The 20,360-nt window shown below is 39.7% G+C and carries 20 protein-coding genes; 1 reads left to right on the top strand and 19 read right to left on the bottom strand.

The genetic code is table 11. From position 1 onward, the window contains the following. Positions 1-6 precede the first annotated feature (6 nt). The 12 genes from rnz to mce all read right to left on the bottom strand — a co-directional run bounded on the left by rnz (position 7) and on the right by mce (position 14,177). Positions 7-936 carry a ribonuclease Z gene (gene rnz, locus SB717_RS08370; protein ID WP_074677447.1) on the bottom strand — a complete coding sequence of 310 codons (930 nt, stop codon included), beginning with the start codon at positions 934-936 and terminating at the stop codon, positions 7-9. 68 nt (positions 937-1,004) lie between these two features. After that, positions 1,005-2,363 (bottom strand): aspartate aminotransferase family protein, encoded by a 1,359-nt coding sequence (locus SB717_RS08365; RefSeq protein ID WP_410903568.1) that lies wholly within the window; start codon positions 2,361-2,363, stop codon positions 1,005-1,007. A 93-nt stretch (positions 2,364-2,456) separates the two neighbouring features. Continuing rightward, complete coding sequence (locus SB717_RS08360; protein ID WP_410903567.1) at positions 2,457-3,926, bottom strand: CoA-acylating methylmalonate-semialdehyde dehydrogenase; 1,470 nt, start codon at positions 3,924-3,926, stop codon at positions 2,457-2,459. A gap of 207 nt (positions 3,927-4,133) precedes the next feature. Continuing rightward, entirely contained in the window at positions 4,134-5,765 is a 1,632-nt protein-coding gene (locus tag SB717_RS08355) for a PucR family transcriptional regulator (protein ID WP_410903566.1), read from the bottom strand. 139 nt (positions 5,766-5,904) lie between these two features. Beyond that, the gene (locus tag SB717_RS08350; RefSeq protein WP_013059103.1) at positions 5,905-6,096 is read right to left on the bottom strand and encodes a hypothetical protein; all 192 of its coding nucleotides are present in this window, start codon (positions 6,094-6,096) and stop codon (positions 5,905-5,907) included. Between the two features lie 395 nt (positions 6,097-6,491). After that, entirely contained in the window at positions 6,492-6,704 is a 213-nt protein-coding gene (locus tag SB717_RS08345) for a hypothetical protein (protein WP_410903565.1), read from the bottom strand. Positions 6,705-6,737: 33 nt separating this feature from the next. Continuing rightward, the gene (gene hydA, locus SB717_RS08340; protein ID WP_144643866.1) at positions 6,738-8,156 is read right to left on the bottom strand and encodes a dihydropyrimidinase; all 1,419 of its coding nucleotides are present in this window, start codon (positions 8,154-8,156) and stop codon (positions 6,738-6,740) included. 19 nt (positions 8,157-8,175) lie between these two features. Beyond that, on the bottom strand, positions 8,176-9,456 hold the full coding sequence (gene preA / locus SB717_RS08335; protein ID WP_013084960.1) for an NAD-dependent dihydropyrimidine dehydrogenase subunit PreA: 1,281 nt from the start codon (positions 9,454-9,456) through the stop codon (positions 8,176-8,178). A gap of 21 nt (positions 9,457-9,477) precedes the next feature. After that, complete coding sequence (locus SB717_RS08330) at positions 9,478-10,839, bottom strand: NAD(P)-dependent oxidoreductase (protein WP_074677453.1); 1,362 nt, start codon at positions 10,837-10,839, stop codon at positions 9,478-9,480. A 225-nt stretch (positions 10,840-11,064) separates the two neighbouring features. Then, positions 11,065-12,183 (bottom strand): tripeptidase T, encoded by a 1,119-nt coding sequence (locus SB717_RS08325; protein WP_074677454.1) that lies wholly within the window; start codon positions 12,181-12,183, stop codon positions 11,065-11,067. A 25-nt stretch (positions 12,184-12,208) separates the two neighbouring features. Then, positions 12,209-13,759, bottom strand: a complete 1,551-nt coding sequence (locus tag SB717_RS08320) for an acyl-CoA carboxylase subunit beta (protein ID WP_074677455.1) — start codon at positions 13,757-13,759, stop codon at positions 12,209-12,211. Continuing rightward, the gene (gene mce / locus SB717_RS08315) at positions 13,752-14,177 is read right to left on the bottom strand and encodes a methylmalonyl-CoA epimerase (protein WP_081350911.1); all 426 of its coding nucleotides are present in this window, start codon (positions 14,175-14,177) and stop codon (positions 13,752-13,754) included. Before mce ends, SB717_RS08320 begins: the two co-directional genes overlap by 8 nt. Positions 14,178-14,325: 148 nt before the next feature. Here mce and prli42 point away from each other — a divergent pair, with 148 nt between their 5' ends. Beyond that, complete coding sequence (gene prli42, locus SB717_RS08310) at positions 14,326-14,421, top strand: stressosome-associated protein Prli42 (protein ID WP_149917156.1); 96 nt, start codon at positions 14,326-14,328, stop codon at positions 14,419-14,421. Between the two features lie 75 nt (positions 14,422-14,496). On the opposite strand, the gene SB717_RS08305 is transcribed toward prli42, so the two are convergent. From SB717_RS08305 to meaB, 7 genes are all read right to left on the bottom strand, one after another. Beyond that, positions 14,497-15,021, bottom strand: coding sequence for a L,D-transpeptidase (locus SB717_RS08305; protein ID WP_410903564.1), 525 nt, complete (start codon positions 15,019-15,021; stop codon positions 14,497-14,499). A 97-nt stretch (positions 15,022-15,118) separates the two neighbouring features. Beyond that, positions 15,119-16,069 carry an aromatic acid exporter family protein gene (locus tag SB717_RS08300; protein ID WP_410903563.1) on the bottom strand — a complete coding sequence of 317 codons (951 nt, stop codon included), beginning with the start codon at positions 16,067-16,069 and terminating at the stop codon, positions 15,119-15,121. Positions 16,070-16,229: 160 nt separating this feature from the next. Further along, positions 16,230-16,952: an amino acid ABC transporter ATP-binding protein gene (locus SB717_RS08295; protein WP_057243198.1), complete on the bottom strand. Its 723-nt coding sequence runs from the start codon at positions 16,950-16,952 to the stop codon at positions 16,230-16,232. Further along, on the bottom strand, positions 16,945-17,604 hold the full coding sequence (locus SB717_RS08290; RefSeq protein WP_013059114.1) for an amino acid ABC transporter permease: 660 nt from the start codon (positions 17,602-17,604) through the stop codon (positions 16,945-16,947). The genes SB717_RS08295 and SB717_RS08290 overlap by 8 nt, the downstream gene beginning before the upstream one ends. 31 nt (positions 17,605-17,635) lie before the next feature. After that, positions 17,636-18,439, bottom strand: a complete 804-nt coding sequence (locus SB717_RS08285) for a transporter substrate-binding domain-containing protein (RefSeq protein WP_026106695.1) — start codon at positions 18,437-18,439, stop codon at positions 17,636-17,638. A 281-nt stretch (positions 18,440-18,720) separates the two neighbouring features. Continuing rightward, positions 18,721-19,158: a BrxA/BrxB family bacilliredoxin gene (locus SB717_RS08280; RefSeq protein ID WP_013084970.1), complete on the bottom strand. Its 438-nt coding sequence runs from the start codon at positions 19,156-19,158 to the stop codon at positions 18,721-18,723. A 194-nt stretch (positions 19,159-19,352) separates the two neighbouring features. Further along, positions 19,353-20,348, bottom strand: coding sequence for a methylmalonyl Co-A mutase-associated GTPase MeaB (gene meaB, locus SB717_RS08275; RefSeq protein ID WP_098622865.1), 996 nt, complete (start codon positions 20,346-20,348; stop codon positions 19,353-19,355). Positions 20,349-20,360: the final 12 nt, after the last annotated feature.

Raw genomic sequence — 20,360 nt, 5'->3', positions numbered from 1 at the left:
TCTTTTTTATGAAATCGTAAACCGCTTCAAGTCTTCTGCTATGTCGGTATTCGGAAAAATTTCTTTTGCTCCTTCTGCTAGCCGGCTGACTGCGTCTCCTTGGTAACGCGAACTGATATGAGATAAAATAAGACGCTCGGCCGAGGCTGTTTTAGCAATTTCAGCGGCTTCTTTTGCAGTAGAATGAAAATAGTTGTAAGCAAGCTCCTCGTCTCCCGCTGAAAAAGTAGCTTCATGTATTAACACATTCGCATGCATAGCAAGCTGAACACTTTGCATGCACTTTCTTGTATCTCCTAAAACCGTAATAACCTTCCCTTTTTTAGGCTCTCCTACAAACTCTTGTCCGTTAATAAGGCGCCCATCTTTTAATACTACTTCTTTCCCTTCTTTTAACTGCTGATAATGAGGCCCTGGGGGGATATTCATCTCTTTTAAACGCTGAACGTCCAGTGACCCTGGCAAATCTTTTTCGACAACTCGATATCCATAAGATAAAATGCCATGTTCAAGTTTGCCAAATTCCACTGAAAAAGTTTCATCTTCAAAAATCGTTCCACTTTCACTTTCCTCTTCTATTTCAACAATCTCTAGAGGATATTGCAGATGAGTTTGACTTACAGCCAGCGTGACTTCAATAAATTCTTTAATCCCTTTTGGCCCGTATACAGTAAGCAGCGATTCTCCGCCTTGAAACGAACGGCTTCCAAGGAGCCCAGGCAATCCGTAAATATGATCACCGTGAAGATGCGTAATAAAAATTTTCTCAATTCGCCTTGGTTTAACGGTTGTATGTAAAATTTGATGCTGCGTTGCTTCTCCACAATCAAAAAGCCACACCGCCCCTCTTTCTTGCAAAAGTTCGAGCGCAAGAGATGAAACATTCCGCTGTTTCGCCGGTACTCCTGCACCCGTTCCTAAAAATAACAATTCCATTTTCTACTTCCTCCTTCACACGCACAAAAAGCCTATAAGTATATTATACAGGCTTTTTGCAAACTTACCTATTTGATGCTGTCAAGCGCATACGTAACAGTAGCTAATAACAGCTCAATATCACTTTCCTCAATGTTGAGCGGCGGCGAGAGCGTGAGAACATTATTATAGCCGGCCACCGTTGCTCCATTTTTCCCAATAATGACTCCTTTGCTTTTGCATTTAGCAATCACTTCATTTACAAGATTAACGTCTAACGGTTCTTTCGTTTGTTTATCAGCTACAAGTTCAATTCCAATTAAAAGCCCTTTACCTCTTACGTCTCCAACGTATGGGTGGCTATCAATAAGCGGCGTTAGCTCACTTAATACGTAAGCTCCGAGCTGTTTAGAACGGCCAAAAAGATTTTCTCTCTCCATAATTTCTAAGTTCTTTAATGCCAGTGCACATGCAGCCGGGCTTCCTCCAAATGTATTAACATGGCGAAAATACTCGTACTGATCGCTATCTTTGAACGCTTCATAAATTTCTTTTTTAACAGCAGTTGCAGAGAGCGGAAGATATGCGCTTGTAATTCCTTTTGCCATGGTAATGATATCTGGTTTTACATCGTAATTCATAAAACCAAAGGCTTCTCCTGTACGTCCAAAGCCGCAAATAACCTCATCTGCAATTAAAAGTGCACCGTGTTTTTCACACGTTTCTTTTACACCTTTCATATAATTTTGAGGCGGTAAAAGAATTCCTCCTCCTGTAATAATTGGCTCCATAATAACAGCGGCAATCGTTTCGCTTAACTCCCACGTCATAACATTGTCAATATCTTTTACAGATTGAAGCTTCTCTTTCGGTGCATCGTACTCATCTTGCCCTCGGTACGAATCAGGCGGGGCAACGTGAATAAAGCCAGGGGCAAGCGGTTCATATTTATATTTACGCTGAGCTTGGCCCGTTGCCGCTAGTGCGCCCATTGAATTTCCATGATAACCTCGGTAACGTGAAATAAATTTGTAGCGAGAATGCTCTCCTTTTTGCTGATGGTACTGACGCACAATTTTAAAAGCCGTTTCATTTGCTTCAGATCCGCTATTTGAAAAGAAGATAACATAATCATCACCTAGCATTTCATTTAGCTTCTCTGCTAGTTTGATAGCAGGTACATGAGATTGAGTGAGTGGAAAATAAGCCAGTTCTTTTAGCTGCTCATAGGCTGCGAGCGCTAACTCATCCCGTCCATACCCGGTATTTACACACCAAAGCCCTGCCATTGCATCTAAATAGCGATTTCCTTGTTCATCTGTAATCCAAGCACCTTTTGCTTTTGTAGCTACCATCGTTGCATCCGGACTGTATGGTTTCATTCCATGCCATACATACTGCTCATCTTTTGCACGCAGATCTTTTTCATTTTGACTGACCTGTACCATCTTATCCACTCCCAAATCGCTAGCGCGGTATTTTTTTCTGTATGAAAAGACTTCGACAAAATGCCGAAGCCACTTGCTATATTCATCTATATGTTAAAAGTCAAAGCGTGATGTAACCATCTTTTTACGTGTAAAGAAGTTCAAACCGTCTTTGCCGTTTACATGCAAATCTCCGTAAAAAGAGTCTTTCCAGCCGGAGAATGGGAAGAAGGCCATTGTAGCAGGTACTCCTACGTTAATACCGAGCATACCAGCATCTGCTTCTTCTCTAAATTGACGCACCGCTTTCGCATCTTTTGTATAAATCGTTGCTCCATTTCCAAAACGGGATTTTTCCATATAGCGAAGTGCTTCATCTAATGTGTCGGCGCGAAGCAAGCTTAGTACAGGTGCAAAAATCTCTTCTTTAGCAATGGTCATATCAGGAGTTACGCGATCAAAAATTGTTGCTCCTAAGAAATTGCCTTCCGTATGTTCATCCATTTCTTTACGTCCGTCACGAATGAGTTCAGCCCCTTCTTTCATGCCAAGTTCAATATAATCCAGCACCTTATCACGGTGCTCTTTTCGAATCACAGGCGTTAGAAGCACTTCATCATCAAAGCCGCTTCCCATAATTAATTCATCTGCTTTTTGCTTTAATTTTGCGACGAATTCATCGCCTTTTTCACCAACTACGACCACGGCGCTGCACGCCATGCATCGCTGGCCGGCACTTCCATAAGCCGAGCTGATAATATGTGATACCGCTTTATCCATATCGCAGTCTGGCATCACGACATGATGGTTTTTAGCTCCAGATAAAGCCTGAACTCGTTTCCCTTGAGCTGCAGCTTGTTCATAAACATACTTTGCTACCGGCTGCGATCCGACGAATGAAATCGCTTTAACTTTTTCGTGCTCTATTAATCCGTTAACAACATCATGTGCACCGTGCACAATATTTAATAATCCATCCGGTGCTCCTGCTTCTGTAAAAAGTTCAGCAAGTCGCGTTGCTAAAAGCGGCGTTCGCTCAGACGGTTTTAATACAAATGTATTTCCACATACAATGGCAAGCGGGAACATCCACAGCGGTACCATCATTGGAAAGTTAAAAGGTGTGATGCCTCCGACAACACCAAGTGGGAAACGGAACATTTCAGAATCAATTTCTTCCGCTATGTTATTTAATGATTCCCCCATTAATAAAGTAAGAGCACCCGCAGCAAACTCCACGCATTCAATACCGCGCTGTACTTCACCGTAAGCTTCTTTAAAAGCCTTGCCGTTTTCTTGTACAACTAATTTCGCTAACTCTTCGTGATGCTTAACTAGTAAATGCTGAAACGCAAACATTAATCTTGCTCGTTTTGGAGCAGGAACGTTACGCCATGTTTCAAATGTTTTTTGCGCTGTTTCCACCGCATTGGCTACATCTTCTTTTGTAGAAAGCGGTACTTTTGCAATTACTTCTCCAGTCGATGGATTAATCACCTCTCCAAATTTTTTCCCTGTCGTATCAACCCATTTTCCGCCCACGTAATTTTTTAAAACTTGCGTATCATTATTCACAACTGACATATCGCTTGGCCTCCTCGAAAAATAAGAAATGACAAATCTACCTTTATTATTGAATAAATAAATGGCGGTTGCATTAGACAAAATGTGAAACAACTCCAGATTCTCGTTTCACATTTTGCGCAGTGAATTCGGAGAAAGCTTGAACTAAAATGAACATATAGTAAAATCAGCCTCAACATAAAAAAACAGCTGTTTCCAGCTGCTTACTTATCCGTTTATAAATTCCGCACGCGACTTTTTCATCATAAACAAATATTCATATGCCATAATCATAAATTCAATCGCCAATCGTTTTTCCGGCTCCATAAAATCTTCACCCAGCAGCTTTTCTAGTTTTTCAATGCGGTGATACAACGTTTGTCGGACAATGTATAAACGCTTAGCCGTCTCTTGTTTAGATCCGTTGCATGCTAAATATATTTTTAATGTTTCCATGAGTTTTGCATTGTACGTTTCATCATATGTAATAACGGGCTGCAAATATTCAAATACCACTTCCTGTAAGTCTTCATGCTGATGTAAAAGCGAAATAATTCGGTACATATGCAAATCATCATAAAAATGAATAATTGTTTGTTTTTGCAGCATTTCTTGAATCGAAATCGTTTCTTTAGCCGTTTCATAGCTTTTATGCATACAGTCAAGCTGTTCACAGTATTGGCCAATTCCGATAAAACTAATGGCGTTCCGCTTTGAGTTTTCATCTGATTCGTATTGATTCATCCAGCGGTGAAGGCTGCTTTCTAGCCTCTCTCTCCACGTGCTAACCATTCGTTTGTTCAAAAGAATAAATAACACTTCGCGATTTCGCTCGGATACTAATAAGTGGAAGCCTTCTTGTTCAAAGATGCTTCGTAAGATAAGCTTAAAATACGTTCGATCAAACTTTTCCCGTCTTTGCCACTTACAGCAAACAACGACACCCCCGCGAATAGGAGAGTCTGAACACACCTCGTGCATGGAGTCTTTTATTTGTTCAAGAGTTAACTCTCCGTTCATCCATTTCGTCATCCATTCGGTTTCATCTACTCTTTTTTTCTCTTCGACATACAAGTCCTTCAAAAAATGCTGAGCAAGTGCTGTTGCCGTCCGGTCAACGGTGAGCACTTCAAGTTCTGTTAACGCTTCATTTATAGAGGCAACATACAGCTGAGCATAATCTTGTCCTAATAAATGAATAGGCTGCTCAGTAAAATGCGGACTCTCATTTTCACTGCTTATATAATGAAGTAGAAGCTGCTGTTTGAGCAAGTCCATTTCCGGGGCAAAGGTAAGTAATTCATTTGAAACTTTAAGGCCGACAAGAAGCCCCGTAGATTCATATAAACACTGTAAGATAACGGTCGGGTCATTAACTGTTAACAGCAGCTGATTTAGCCTATGAGAATACTGTTCTAAATCGGAAATCATTTGATAATGCTGATTAATTAAAAGTGAGTGGACATCTTGCGTAATTTCAACGAACGGAACTTCTTCGTGAAATAAAATAATCGGAAAATCACATTCGTTCGCTTTATCAATCACAATTTGCGGAATCTTAGAAGTATAAGTGCCAAGTTCAATACACAGTCCTGATGCCTTACAAGAAATTAGTTGCTGAAGAAATGATAAACAAGATTGAGGATTTTCTCCCCAGCCTACCCCTGTTGATAAAATGAGCTCGTTTCCTTTTAGCAGCTCATTAATGCGCGTTACTTCCATCACGTGCACCCACTTCACAGAATTAGTAAGCCCTTTCTCTCCAGCTATTACTTCACAGTTTACAAAATGTTTCCTTGTTAAAATCTCTGTTACTGTTAAATATGATTTCAAGTCAACACCGCCCCTAGCGAATTTCACATCATGTCTCCTGGATCATCAACGCGTATTTCGCATATGTGTAGAACAAAAGCTATATCTTCTTACATTATATTAAATATTTAGAAGAAATAAAATGTTTAATGAAAGAAACGAAAAAAGCTGTAACGATAATGGATCGTTACAGCTTCTGAGCCGTTTGCTGTAATTTATTAAAAAAACCGTGGCGCTTAACTGCTTGTTCTTTAATTCGGTGAATTTCTTTTTTATAAAAACGCAAATCTTGTAGTGACACTGCATTTAACATCTCCATTTTTAATTTATCAATAATTTTTGTTTCTTCTTGTGTCATACACTGCGTAGCTTGATCCATTCGTGTCACACCCTTTTTGTATTTAATAGATTTATTGTGAAAACGTTCTACTATAATATTTACTACAATTTACTAGATAACTAAACCTTTTCTCTTTCGATGTAAACGAAATGTAACAACTGTAATACAGCGAATGGATAATATCTAGTTATTTTGCTTCACATCTAGAACGAAAAAAACAAAAAAACGGATTACTTTTGTCAGCCAATATAGTAAAAAACTTATAGGTATTAGTAAACAAAGAAAGAGATTGAGATATAACTAAATTACTCCAATCAACATCTAAAAGCACCTGCATACATGAAACCTACGTTCACCCTACCAATAAAAAGATCCGAACGATTCATCGTTCGGATCTTCCTTCAGCTAAAATAATTTTGTCCCAGCCTTCGCTTTTATACTTGTTGAATCAATACAGATGAAAAATATTTTCTAGCATCCGCCGTCAATATATGAAGCGTTTCTTGTTCGGTTTGGTTCTTTTCTATGCGTTCAAACGTCACAAATGCCCCGCTTAGATTCTCTGTTACAGCCATTATTTTAAATCCTTTTTGTAGCAAAAAATCAATCTTTTCCCGCTCTGCCATATATTCATGGTAACTTGACATTCCCCTGCCTCCGATCTATTTTGGCATCTGTTTTTATAACATTAATTTTTCAACTTCGTTAGCTGTATTTAACTCATTAAACTTTGCTCTTTTTGTATACTGTCCGTAGCCTTTTTGACCGACAAACTGCTTATCTTTTACGACAAATTCCCCGCGGCAAAGCACTGAAACCGGCTCACCTGTGATTTTCATTCCCTCAAACGCGCTATAGTCGACTGCCATATGATGCGTGTTTGCTGAAATCGTACGTTCAACAGAAGGGTCAAATATAAGCAGATCGGCGTCTGCACCAACCGCTATCGTTCCTTTTTTCGGATAGAGTCCGAACAGCTTAGCAATTTTTGTTGATGTTATATCAACAAACTGATTGATATTAATTCGTTTCTTCACTACTCCTTCTGAAAATAAAATACTCATGCGATCTTCGATAATAGGGCCTCCGTTTGGAATCTTCGTAAAATCTCCTTTTCCGAGATCTTTTTGGCCGTTAAAATCAAACGAGCACTGATCTGATCCAATCGTTTGCAAGTCACCGTTACGCAGAGCATTCCACAAAACATCTTGATTCCATTTTTCACGTAAAGGCGGCGACCATACGTATTTTGCTCCTTCAAAATCCGGTTTCTCTAAATAGGTTTGGTCAAGCGTCAAATACTGCGGACACGTTTCGCCCCAGATATTTACGCCTTTTTCCCTTGCTTCAGCAATCTTTTTAACCGCTTCAGCGCACGACACGTGAACAACATAGAGCTGTGAGTCAGCAAGCTCCGTTAGCACCGCGGCTCTTCCCGTAGCTTCTCCTTCTATTTCTGGAGGACGAGTCAGTGCATGATAGATAGGGTCAGTTTGTCCTTGCTCTAGCGCTTTTTCCGTTAAATACTCAATAACATCTCCATTTTCAGCATGTACCATCACAAGCGCCCCTAGTTTTTTAGCTTGCACTAGCGTTTGGTAAAGGGTAGCATCGTCTGCTTGAAAAACATTTTTATAGGCCATGAACACTTTAAAAGAAGTAATTCCTTCTTTTTCAATAATCGTAGGAAGCTCATTTAATACATCTTCTGTGATTTCTCCAATCATTAGATGAAAGCTGTAATCGATAGCCGCTTTTCCTTTTGATTTTTCATGCCATGTGCCGATCGATTTTTGCAGCGGTTCGCCTTTATTCGTTAAGCAAAAATCAATAACAGTGGTCGTACCTCCAAAAGCTGCTGCTCTTGTACCTGTTTCAAAGTCATCTTTTGTAACGGTTCCTCCAAACGGCATATCTAAATGAGTATGAGGATCGATGCCTCCTGGAAATACATAGTTGCCTTTTGCATCAATCACTTCACAGCCCTGCTCTTCAAAAGCTGATCCAATTGCCGAAATAACTCCATTTTCAATTAAAATATCAGCTTTATACGTATCTGTTGCTGTAACTACCACACCGTTTTTAACGATTTTCTTCATTTCTTCATCCCCTTTGTATTTATACGTCTAATCGCTGTGCAGCCGTTGCTTGTAAAGCAGCTTGGCGTTCATTCCACGTCATTGGAGGCTGTTCGTTTGGTAATTCAACCATAGATATTGCTCCGTCCACAGGACATACAATTGAACATAAATTACAGCCTACACAATCTTCTTCGCGTACTTTTAAATAAGATTTCCCTGAAGGGTCTTTTAGCATATCAATACATTGATGAGAAGTATCTTCACAAGAAATATGACACTTATTGCAATTAATACATGTATCCGGGTCAATGCGAGCCACTACTTTATAATTGAGGTCTAAGTTGCCCCAGTCGGAATATTTTGAAACGGCTTTTCCTACAATGTCGCTTACTTTTTCGATTCCTCTTTCATCCAAATAATAGTTGAGACCTTGAATCATATCCTCTACAATGCGGAATCCGTGGTGCATAGCAGCTGTACATACTTGCACACCCGTAGCACCCATGAGCATAAATTCCACTGCTTCTTGCCAGTTCGAAACGCCTCCCATACCGGATATTGGAACGTTAATGAACGGACTTCTTGCACATTCAGCAACCATGTTTAATGCAATCGGCTTAACTGCCGGGCCACAATAGCCTCCGTGAGCACCTTTTCCCGCTACGTGTGGAATCGTATTCCAAGAATGAATGTCTACTCCTGCTAAACTATTAATCGTGTTAATCATGCTAACAGCATCGGCACCGCCTCGAACCGCTGCTTCTGCTGTAACTGTAATATCTGTGATATTTGGGGTTAACTTAACAATGACCGGCGTTTGGGCTACTTCTTTAGCCCAATATGTTTGTTTTTCAACCAAATCAGGGACTTGCCCAGAGGCAGCACCCATTCCTCGTTCTGCCATTCCATGCGGACAGCCAAAGTTCAGCTCTAATCCATCCACTCCTACGTCTTCTACTTTTTTGACAATTTCATGCCATTTTTCTTGCTGAGGCTCTACCATAAGAGAGGCAATAATTGCGTGGTTAGGAAACTTCTTTTTCGTTTCATAGATTTCCTTTAAATTAACTTCAAGCGGACGATCGGTGATTAACTCAATATTATTAAAGCCGGCTACGCGCTGACCGTTGAAGCCAACGGCAGCAAATCGAGAAGAAACATTTAAAATCGGATCACCAAGCGTTTTCCAAACCGCGCCTCCCCATCCTGCTTCAAATGCACGCTGCACTTGATAACCTGAATTGGTTGGCGGTGCGGATGCCAGCCAAAACGGATTTGGTGATTGAATACCTGCTAAATTTGTTGTTAAATCTGCCATAGATTTCTCCTCCTCCTGATTTTAAGCTGTTTCCATTGTTTCTTTTGTTAACTGCATATGAATAGTTAACGCCGTTTGCTTTCCTTGCTGAGCAGCGGTCACAACCATTGCTTCTCCTTGTCCTTTACCAAAAATGACGTCTCCGCAAGCAAATACTTTTGGATTCGATGTTTGGAACGTCTCTTGATTGATTAAGACAACTCCGTCTTCATGGTTCAGCTGGAATTGTTGAATCAAAGATAGGTATCGTTCTTGACCAATTGCTTTAACAACAGCATCTACTGGAATGGTAAACGTTGAACCTTCAACCGGAACAGGCTTTCTGCGGCCATCTGCATCTGGATCTGTTAGGGTCATTTTTACGCATTCAATTCCGCTCACCTTACCATTTTCATCTCCAATAATTCGTATAGGAGCCGTTAACCAGCGGAATTCAACACCATCTTGTTTCGCGAATTCAAATTCAAAGTCATATGCCGTCATTTCTTCTCGTGTACGACGGTATAAAATTTGAACATTTTCAGCTCCTAAGCGCACGGAACACGTAGCACCATCAATCGCAGTATTTCCCGCACCAATGACGGCCACACGCTTACCAACAAATTCTGTTGATAGCGCTTCTGACTTCGTTTTTTTCACAAAATCAATCGCATCATACACGCCGTCTAGCTCTTCACCTTCAACATGTAAAGAAGGTACCTTACTCATACCAATAGCTAATACAACAGCGTCATATGACTGCAGTAATTCGCTCGGAAGAATATCTTCTCCAATTCTTACGTTTGTTTTAATTTTTACATCTAAGCTTTTTACTTGTTCAACTTCCCAGAATGAAATCGCTTGAGGAAGACGAAACGACACGATTCCATATGTATTTAACCCTCCTGCTTGTTTTTCCGCTTCAAAAATGGTTACATCGTACCCAAATCGCGCCAGTTCTCTTGCTGCAGAGAGACCAGCCGGACCTCCCCCAACAATCGCTACTTTTTTGCCGTTTTCTTTTCCTTTCTCAAACAGGACCTGTTCATTTTGAATAGCCCAATCCGTTGCGTAGCGCTGCAAATCTCCAATCATAATTGGTTTGGTTGAGTGGTTAAGTACACACGCTCCCTCACATAGTTCATCGGTTGGACAAACTCTTGAACAGCTTGCTCCTACGGGATTAGAAGACATAATCGTTTCGGCAGACCCCTTTAAATTGCCCGATGCAATTTTTTTAATAAACGTCGGGATGTCAATTCCTGTAGGGCATGCCTGAATACAGGGTGCATCATAACAGTACAAACATCGATTAGATTCTTCGACTGCTTCTCTATTTGACAACCCTTTTTCTACTTCATTAAAGTTTTGAATGATGGACTGCAAACTTTCCTGTGATCGCATTGCATCAACCTCCCAAGGATATCTGTTGATAAAAACCGAATTGAAAGCGCTTACATATTTTTTGTATACGTTATTTTCAACTTCTACTTTGGTAAAATATATTACTAACTTTATTGTACAAAACGACCGTCTTTTCTTCATTATACATTATGTTAAAAAATTCAGACTATTTACTATTCACTATGTAAAAAGCCTTGCTTTTATATAAAAGCAAGGCTTCAACTATTATTTTGCTACTTCTTTAATAATTGACACTACTAGTTCAGATGTCTTCACCAGTTCTTCTACCGGAATTTTTTCATTTGTTGTATGAATGTCTTCATAACCAACTGCTAAATTTACTGTTGGGATATCAAAGCCTGCGATTACATTTGCATCGCTTCCGCCTCCGCTTTGAAGCAAGCGTGAAGGACGATCGATATTAGCCACCGCTTTTTTAGCAACTTCGACAACATGATCTCCATCGCCAAATTTAAAGCCTGGATACATCACTTTAATATCAACTTCTGCACGTCCGCCCATTTCTTGTGCAGCTGTTTCAAACGCTTCTTTCATTTTGGCTACTTGTGCTTCCATTTTTTCTGGAATTAATGAACGAGCTTCTGCTAAGATATCGACGCGGTCACACACGATATTCGTTTGCGTTCCACCTTCAAAACGTCCAATATTCGCTGTAGTCTCTTCATCAATACGTCCAAGCGGCATTTTAGAAATGGCTCTTGAAGCAATCGTAATAGCAGAAACACCTCGTTCAGGAGCTACACCTGCATGAGCTGTTTTTCCATAAATTGTTGCATTTACTTTTGCTTGCGTCGGCGCAGCAACAATAATGTCTCCCACTTTGCCATCGCTATCTAAAGCATAGCCGAATTTTGCCGTTACGAGGCTAGAATCAAGAGCTTTAGCGCCCACTAAGCCAGATTCTTCTCCTACTGTAATAATAAATTCAATTTTGCCGTGCGCGATGTTTTCTTCTTTTAATACGGTGATGGCTTCTAGCATTGCTGCTAAGCCTGCTTTATCATCCGCTCCAAGAATTGTCGTGCCGTCACTTTTAATATAGCCATCTTCAATAGATGGTTTAATACCGTTTCCAGGTACGACTGTATCCATATGAGAAGTAAAGTAGATTGTGTCTACGCCTTCTTTTGTAGCTTGCAGTGTGCAGATTAAATTGTTGGCTCCGTGGCCCGTTTTTTCTTTGGCATCATCTTCTACTACTTCAACGCCTAATGCGGTAAATTTTTCTTTTAGTACAACAGCAATTTTTTCTTCATGCTTTGTTTCTGAGTCTACTTGTACTAATTCAATAAATAAATCAACGATTCGTTGTTCATTAATCATAATATGTAATCCCTCCAAAAATAACCTACAATGGTATGTTACCATGTTTCTTTGCTGGACGCTCTTCCTTTTTATTGTGCAACATTTCAAGCGCTTGTATTAATTTTATTCGCGTTTCCCTAGGATCAATAACATCATCAACCATTCCAGCGCTTGCCGCTACGTAAGGATTAGCAAATTTCTCGCGATACTGCTCAATTTTTTCGTGTCTTGTTTCATCTGGATTTTCGCTACCTCGAATGTCGTTTGCAAAGATAATATTTGCCGCACCTTGAGGACCCATAACAGCAATTTCTGCATTCGGCCACGAATACACAAGGTCCGCTCCAATCGATTTACTATTTAAAGCTACGTATGCACCTCCGTACGCCTTTCGCAAAATCACCGTGATTTTCGGAACGGTAGCTTCGGAGTATGCATATAAAATTTTAGCACCATGACGTATAATTCCGCCATGTTCCTGCTTGATACCTGGGAAAAAACCTGTAACATCTTCAAACGTAATAAGTGGGATATTGAATGAATCGCAAAATCGAATAAACCTTGCTGCTTTATCTGAGGAGTTAATATCTAAACTGCCTGCCATTACTTTAGGCTGGTTACACACAAGTCCGACAACTTTTCCATCTATGCGGGCAAAACCAATGACAATATTTCTTGCAAAGTCTTTTTGCACTTCAAAAAATGAGTGCTCGTCCACTACTTGGTGAATGACTTGACGCACATCGTAAGGGCGTACGGCATCAAACGGGACAACGTCTAATAAATCCGGACGGTAATGATCAGACTCTGCCTTTGAGGCTGTCGGCGGCTGCTCTTGGCTAGACTGAGGAAGATAGCTTAAGAGCGTTCGTACTTGTTCTAGCACCTCTTGTTCTGTTGCACCTCTAAAATGGGCGTTACCGCTAATTTCGTTATGAACAGCTGCTCCTCCAAGATTTTCAGAGGAAATGCTTTCTCCCGTTACCGTTTCAATTACTTTTGGTCCTGTAATGAACATTTGACTTGTTTCTTCTACCATAAAAACAAAGTCCGTAATCGCCGGTGAGTACACGGCTCCGCCTGCACAAGGACCCATAATAACAGAGATTTGAGGCATGACACCCGAATAAATGGCATTTCGATAAAAAATATGACCGTATCCATCAAGAGACATGACGCCCTCTTGAATACGAGCCCCGCCTGAATCATTTAAACCAATAAACGGCACGCCTGTTTTAGCCGCTAAATCCATTACGTGCGCAATTTTTTTAGCATGCATTTCACCTAAAGCGCCTCCGAACACCGTAAAATCTTGCGAAAACAAGTAGACTGAGCGACCGTTTATCTTGCCGTAACCTGTTACTACCCCGTCTCCCGGTCCTACTTGATTATTCATACTGAAATCAGCACACCGATGTTCAATAAACGGATTTAATTCGACAAATGTATGTTCATCCAAAAGAATTTCAATTCGTTCGCGTGCCGTTAGTTTTCCTTTATGGTGCTGTTTTTCAATTTTTTCGTCTCCACCGCCTAACTCGATCTTCCGACGCTTATCGTACAATTCATTTAATTTATCATAAATGTCAACCATGTTTCTTCTCCTCCTCTTGTGTTTTTTCACAGAGCTCATAAAGAACACCGTTTGCTGACTTTGGATGCAAAAAAGCAATGGATGCTTCCCCTGCGCCTTTTCGCGGAACATCGTCAATCATCTGTACACCCTTTTCCTTTAACTCATTAATCCGTTCTTCAATCGTACGCACACCCAAAGCAACATGATGAAGACCTTCACCTCTCTTTTTGATGAACGCGCCGACTGCACTGTCTTCAAAGAGCGGCTCTAATAATTCGATTTTTACGTTGCCGCACTGAATAAAAGCAACTTTTACTCCTTGTTCTTCTACTTCCTCTACTTTTAATAGAGACAGTCCTAATACCTTTTCATAAAAAGGGAGGCTGCCTTCAATTGATTTTACAGCTACTCCTATGTGATCAATTCCTTTTATCACTTTCTCACCTCTTAAAAAAGCGTTTTCATTTAGACATATTCTTGAAAACAAAAGAAATCTCCTGCTCGCGTATCTACAGAAAGTTGCTTGTCTAAGCAGCGGAAGACATGTAAAATAAGAAAAAAACGTGTAGGAGGACTTTGGTTGTATGTCTAATAAGAAAATCCAAAAAACCATTGTGTTTTTAATGCTTCTTGTCATGTTAATATCTACGCTTTTAGCTGGACTTGCCATGTGGTTTTAATCGGGACTGATGACTAAAAACATAGCTGCACTGCTGTTTCTTTGTGCAATGCAAACATATAAAAAAGACTGGTGACTAGTCACCAGTCTTTTGCTGTATATTCACAATGCCTTTTTGAGCAGCTAACTCTTCGAAAGATTGATCTGTAGATACAATCCATACTTTTGTACCTAACGGGACTTGATCATATAAATGGCTTACTTCACGATTTTCTACGCGAATACAGCCATTTGATACATATTTACCGATGGAGTCCGGCTGATTTGTACCGTGAATGCCATAAATACGTCCGTCAGTCTCTCTTGCATCAAATCCAATCCACCTTACACCTAGAGGATTTTGAGGAGCGCCTCCTTTAATGTTACTTCTCCGATAATAAGGATTAACAGCTTTTACTGTTACCGTGAATTCCCCTTCGGGCGTCAGATTAACTGTTTTCCCCGTTGCTACTTTAATAACTTGTTTAATTTCTTTATTTTGGATATAAGCAAGCTCATTGCTTTGTTTATTAATAATAATATAAGGATCATTTGGCAACGGATTTTCTCCTAATGGCCAAACCGGAGATAGTAGTAAAAGGATAAAAGCAAACACATGCACGTAATCCACCACCTTACGTTAGTCCTAAGTAAAAGACAAGAGAGATCTCTTGTCTTTTTTAGTGTTCGTAAGCAAGATAAACAACATGCATGCTGTTTTAACTTATTTTTAAGGTTTGTTTAATAACCAAATATTGTTCAATTTCTTTGACTACGTGCAGTAAATCGGCCCGCGCTTCGAACTCTTCCCGCGTTTTAGGAAGCGGCATCTCCGCAAACGCTTCTCGTAAATGCTGAAGTTTGGCTAAAAATAATTTTGCTGTATTACCGGGGTGAATGGATAGACTTAATTCTTCAATGAAATCGGCAATCATGTATCGCTGTTCTAACACCAAATCAATAGCGGTAATGAGAGGAAGCGTACGCTCAATAATTTCAAGCTGTTTTTCACGAATTTTAAAATAGCGGTAATAATAATTTTCCCCACGCACAAAATGATTTTCTACATCACGAAACGCAAGGCTTTTTGCTTTTTCTAAAATTTTTACCGTATCTGCAATTTCCTTACCGTCCCAACTGCTGTCATTGGTTCTGAGATACTGGGCAATTTCTTTTAACATCGACCGGAAATTCTCTTCAATTTCTTGCTGATACGTGCGAAGCTCTTGATCTAAACTTGGCATATATAAATTCACAAGCAGGGCAACACCTATCCCAATTACAATTAAGCCAAGTTCATTAAAGACGATTCCCCATGTCATATTGCCTTTGGAGTAAATATGAAGCAAAATAACGGAGCTTGTCACAATGCCTGCATTAACTTTGAATATAACCGTAACGGGGATAAACAAAAGCATCATCAGTCCTATAACAAGTGGATGATAAGCAATCCCTTCAAAGAATATAAACGAAAACAGAATGGATAAAGAACAAGCAATAAAACGATCGCTTGCACTCCGCAACGATTTTTTCTTTGAATTTTGAATGCACAAAATGGTGATAATTCCAGCTGATACAAAAAACTCGAGGTGAAAGAACTGAGCTATAATAATAGCCAGTGATGTACCGACGGCTGTTTTAATTGTCCGGTACCCAATTTTAAATTTCATTTTCTAGACTCCTACATGTTGGTTTCTTTTTAGTGTGATAAAATACTCTATTCTTTATTAACACGAATAGAAAAATAACACAACCTTAAATCTTGCTGTACCGTATAAATTCCAATAAAAAAAGTGCAGAAAAGATCGTACTCTTCCTGCACTTTTTTTATTATAAAATCTTTTCTAAGAAATCTTTAGCACGCTTGCTTTTAGGCGCTGAGAAAAATTCCGCCGGAGGCGCATCTTCAACAAGCACACCGCCGTCTAAAAACAGCACGCGATCCGCTACTTCTCGTGCAAATCCCATTTCATGCGTTACAATGACCATCGTCATTCCTGTTTCTGTTAGCGACTTCATTACATCTAGTACTTCTTTTACCATCTCTGGATCCAATGCTGAGGTTGGTTCGTCAAACAGCATCACTTTCGGCTCCATTGCCAATGCTCTTGCAATAGCTACACGCTGCTTTTGACCGCCCGATAAGCGACTTGGAAACTCGTTGGCTTTTTGAGCAAGTCCAACTTTTTGGAGTAATTCTTTGCCTTTAGCAACAGCCGTTTCTCTTGACACGCCTTTTACCGTCATCGGAGCATACGTCAAATTTTCAAGCACGGTCATATGTGGAAACAAGTGAAAATGCTGAAATACCATTCCTACGTTTTCACGCACACGCATAATGTTTGTTTTTTTATCTGTAATCACTTGACCGTTAATTGAAACTAATCCGCTCGTCGGTTCTTCAAGCAGGTTCATACAGCGTAAAAAAGTAGATTTACCAGAACCAGAAGGGCCAATAACGGCTACGACTTCTTTTTCCTTAATCGTAGTTGAAATACCTTTTAAAACTTCATTCTTACCAAATGATTTGTGTAAATTTTCAACGTTAATCACCTTTTCTCATTCTCCTCTCGACTGCTTTACCAAGGAGCGTTAAGCCCATTACCATTACATAATAAATCAACCCTGCAAAAATTAACGGTTCAAGGTAGGCGAATTTTTCTCCCCCTACAATGTAAGCACGGCGCATAATGTCGAGTGCTCCAATAACTGTAACGATAGCTGATTCCTTTGTTAATGTAATGAACTCATTCATTAAAGCAGGTAAAATATTTTTAAGTGCCTGTGGCAAAATAATTTGTCCCATCATGCGGCGATAAGGAATTCCTAACGCTAATGCCGCTTCACGCTGTCCTTTATCAACAGCTAAAATACCAGCGCGAATAATTTCAGATATATATGCTGCAGAGTTTAGCCCGAACGCAGCAACGGCCGCAGGAAACGGGGCAATATCAAACCCAAGCAGCTGAGGCAACCCAAAGTATATTAATAATAATTGCAGTACAAGCGGTGTTCCGCGAAACACGGACGTATATGCATCCGCAAACCATTGAAGAGGTTTATTGCGGCTGATTTTACATAAAGATAAAATAACTCCCAGCACAAACCCTAAAATTGCTGAAGCTAGGACTATCTGTATCGTTACCCCTATCCCTTTTAAAATATAAGGCATAGAAGGCACGATTTGCGAAAAATCCAAATTCATGCCTAGTTCCATTCCTCTCTAACTATCATTCTTATTTTTGGTCGTCAAACCACTTAACGATTAATTTATCCAATTCACCGTTTTCTTTCATTTTCTTTAATTCACGGTTAAAGTCATTCGTTAGCTTGCTGTCTTTAGGAAATGCGATTGCTGATCCTTTACTTGAATCTGGACGTCCTGTATCAGACATTTGCAAGCTTTTGTCTTTGTTCACATACCCTTTAGCTACTGTATCTTCAATAATCGCTGCATCGATACGATTTGATTTCATTTCTTGAATTAGTTCTGGAATACGGTCACGCGTTGTTACATTTACTCCGTCAACTTCTTTTGCAATTTCTTTTGCTTCGTCTGCTTGAATAGAAGAAGTTTGTACACCGACTGTTTTTCCTTTTAGTTCTTCTGCGTTTTTAATTGGCGCATCTTTCTTCGATACAATCATGTTTTTTGCTTCGTAGTATACGTCTGAGAAGTCCACGTTCTTTTTACGCTTTTCAGTTGGCGTCATACCGGCTAAAACTAAATCGACTTTATTAGATTGTAAAGCTGGAATTAATCCGCCAAATTCCATATCCTTTACCTGTACGTCATAGCCTAACTTTTTACCGATTGTTTTTGCTAAATCTACGTCAAATCCGATTGCTTCACTATCACCTTTTGCCGTATCAATATATTCAAATGGCGGGTAATCTGCTGATGTTCCCATTACAAGTACTTTTTTATCTTTGTCGTCGCTGCTTGCTCCGCCATTAGACGTTCCTTCTCCTGCTCCGCATGCAGCTAAAACGCCTGCTGTTAAGAGACCAATTGCCGTTACCGATAACCACTTTTTCAATTTCATCTTCGTTCCCCCTAGTTTATTCCTTACATTATTTTTTAAAAATTAATAATATTATGAAATAAGTTTTTTACTATTGCAAGTAAATGTCGAAATTTAAATATATATTCATATAAATGTATTTTAACACAACGTTATAAATATGCAATATCTTTTTTAAATATAAGTTTCACTATTTGAAAATACCTTTTCTCAACATTTTCCACTCGTTAGAAAGCCTGCATACAGATAGGTAAAAAAACGCATAAAAAAAGAAGCCGTTCAAAACGGCTTCTCTCTTACACTTCTTCACAGTGCTGTTCGAACGCTTCTTGCAGCTTCATCACAACTGACATTGGCTCATGGCCTTCAATTTCGTGACGCTCTACCATTGTGATAATTTTTCCGTCTTTTAATAAGGCGAAAGACGGCGATGAAGGCGGATAACCTTCAAAGTATTCGCGTGCACGTGCAGTTGCTTCTTTATCTTGGCCAGCAAATACTGTAACCAAGTTTGTTGGACGTTTATCATAATGTACAGCGTGCGCTGCAGCAGGTCTTGCAATACCTCCTGCACAACCGCAAACTGAATTCACCATTACAAGCGTTGTACCAGGCTGTTTAAACGTTTCATCTACCGCTTCAGCCGTCGTTAATTCTGTATAACCAGCAGCTGTAATTTCTTTACGGGCTTGACGAACAACGTCGTTCATGAACAAGTTAAAATCGATATTCATTTTCATACCTCCCTTTTGCTATCTATTCTTTATCATAGCAAACGAAAACTAAAAAGGCGATTGCTTTGACTCATTTTTTTCTTGGTAATCAAGATTAAACAAGAAAAGAAATGGCAATACTATTTTTACAGCTAGAAAACCATACTCTTAACTCCCTAGTGTAGAAGGATCCGTATAAAATGCAGGATCCTTTTTTATATTTCTTTCATCGCCTGCTGATAGATTTTAATCAAGTGTTCGAGAGCTTCAGCCATTGTGGCATCTCCCGTCATCATTTGTTTTTCAACATCCCCTAATGTTTGCTTAACTAAAGGATGTTCATAAAATGATTCTTGCAAATATTCATTAACACTTGCCTGTAACCATGCCTTCATTTGCTTTTGTCTTACTGCATAAAACAGATCTTTTTTATTCATCCATTCCTTATAGTCACAAATTATCTTCCACAAGTTTTGAAATGATGCTTCTTCATAAGCAGAAGTTGTGATGACCTGTGGTTTCCATCCTCCGGAATGACCGTGAAGAAAACCGATGACACTTTTGTATTCTTTTGCAGTCACTTCTGCTTTTAGCCGGTTATCTCCGTCTGCTTTATTTACACAAATCAAATTAACCCATTCAAGCAGCCCTTTTTTAATTCCTTGCAAATCATCTCCTGCTCCGGTTAAAGCAAGCAAAACAAAGAAGTCTACCATCTCTTTTACAATCATTTCACCTTGGCCAACACCCATCGTTTCGACAAATATGATGTTATACCCAGCCGATTCACAAAGAAAAATGGCTTCTCTCGTTTTAAGATGGACACCTCCAAGCGTTCCTTGAGAAGGTGAAGGACGGACAAAAGCGTTCTCTTGTTTGGCAAGCAGCTCCATTCTGGTTTTATCTCCTAAAATACTTCCTCCAGACAAAGTACTGCTTGGATCGACTGCCAAAACTGCAACGGAATAGCCGTTTTTGCATAGGTACGATCCAAATTTGTCAATCAGCGTACTTTTTCCTGCTCCTGGTACGCCTGTAAAACCAATGCGCACTGAATGCCCCGTATGAGGATAGATTTCTTTAATCAGCTGTTGTGCTATTGCTTTATGCTTCGGCGCTTTACTTTCAATTAAAGTAATGGCTTGAGCTAACGCTGTTCTTTTCCCTTCAAGCAGCCCTTGTTTATAATCTTGTACCGTTTTTAATTTCATCAATTGTCTTCA

The sequence above is a fragment of the Priestia sp. SIMBA_032 genome (assembly GCF_046535215.1).
In the GTDB taxonomy this organism is placed as follows: Bacteria; Bacillota; Bacilli; order Bacillales; family Bacillaceae_H; genus Priestia; species Priestia aryabhattai.
This window is presented reverse-complemented; position numbering and strand designations above follow the sequence as displayed.